This is a genomic window from Xanthomonas sp. SHU 308, from assembly GCF_000364645.1.
In the GTDB taxonomy this organism is placed as follows: Bacteria; Pseudomonadota; Gammaproteobacteria; order Xanthomonadales; family Xanthomonadaceae; genus Xanthomonas_A; species Xanthomonas_A sontii.
Map to the genome: position 1 here is coordinate 1 of NZ_AQOK01000324.1, position 1431 is coordinate 1431.

Sequence of the window (1431 nt, forward strand, 5' to 3'; positions counted from 1 at the left end):
CGTCGGCGGCATAGTCGGTGTCGCAGCTGATGAAGGCCTCGCCATTCTCCAGCGTGGCCTCGTCCCAGGCCTGCGGGTCGCGCTTGGGCGCGACCGCATGCGGCGGCGGTGCCGGCGGCGCGCCGATCGAGACCATGTGCTCGCCATCGGCGGAGGGGCTGTCGGCGACGGTCCGCGGTGCCGACGCCGGCTGCTGCCCGCAGGCCAACAGGCCCAGGCAACACAGCGACAACCAGCAGAGTCTGAACGGAACGGCCAAACGGAGGATCCATGGACGAGACGAAAAAGACAGGCGCCAGGCGCCTGTGGACCTAGTCTAGTGCCGCCGCGCGGAACCTCCCCAACTGCGCCTAAACCGCGGGCACTGCGGCCACGCGACAGCCGCGGCATTGCTGTCCGAAAACGGCCAGTGCGCCGCGCCGGGGCCGACTAGACTGGCACCATGCCTGCCCTCGCCGCCACCGACCACGCCCTCTACGACCGCGCCCGCCAGTCCCGCGACGCGCGCTTCGACGGCGTGTTCTTCACCGCCGTGCGCAGCACCGGCATCTACTGCCGACCGGTGTGCCCGGCGCCGCCGCCCAAGCGCAGCAACGTGCGCTACTACCCCAGCGCCGCCGCGGCCGCGGCCGCCGGCTACCGACCGTGCCTGCGCTGCCGTCCCGAACTGTCGCCGGAAGCACAGCAGCAAGTAGGCGAAGAGGTCGTGCGGCGCGCACTGGCGCTGATCGCCGAGGGCGCGCTGCAGGACGCCAGCGTCGCCGCGCTGGCCGCCGAACTGGGCATCAGCGCGCGTCAGCTGCAGCGGCTGTTCGTGGCCCAGCTCGGCGCCACCCCGGCGGCGGTGCACGCGACCCGGCGGCTGTTGCTGGCCAAGCAACTGCTCACCGAAACCGCCTTGCCGATCACCCAGGTGGCGCTGGCGGCCGGCTTCAACAGCCTGCGCCGCTTCAACGCCGCGTTCCTCGACGGCTGCGGCATGCCACCCTCGGCGATCCGCAAGCAGCGCACCGACAGCCCCGGTGGCGATCTGGTGCTGCGCCTGGGCTACCGGCCGCCACTGGACTTCCCGGCGATGCTGGCGTTCCTGCGCAAGCGTGCGATCCCCGGCATCGAGCGCATCGGCGAGGCAAGCTACGAGCGCGTGCTCGGCCCCTGCGAGGCCTCCACGCGCATCCGTGTCGAGGCCGATCCGCAGCGCCACGAACTGCGCCTGCACATCGCCGCGGCCGATCCGCGCGCCATTCCCGACATCGTGCGCCGGGTGCGCCGCGTGTTCGACCTGGATGCCGACCTGCGCGCGGTGCACGCCACGCTCGGCGAGGATCCGCTGCTGGCGCGCGCCATCGCGCGGCGCCCCGGGCTGCGCGTGCCGGGCGGCTGGGACGGGTTCGAAGTGGCGGTGCGCGCGGTGCTCGGCCAGCAGGTCAG

At 73.0% G+C, this 1431-nt stretch carries 1 protein-coding gene and 1 pseudogene; one reads left to right on the plus strand and one right to left on the minus strand.

From position 1 onward, the window contains the following. Positions 1-259: pseudogene (locus D588_RS24550) on the minus strand (hypothetical protein); the annotation flags it as partial. A 183-nt stretch (positions 260-442) separates the two neighbouring features. Here D588_RS24550 and D588_RS24555 point away from each other — a divergent pair. Beyond that, positions 443-1431: AlkA N-terminal domain-containing protein (locus D588_RS24555; RefSeq protein ID WP_017916076.1), on the plus strand; the 989-nt coding region annotated here is incomplete at its 3' end.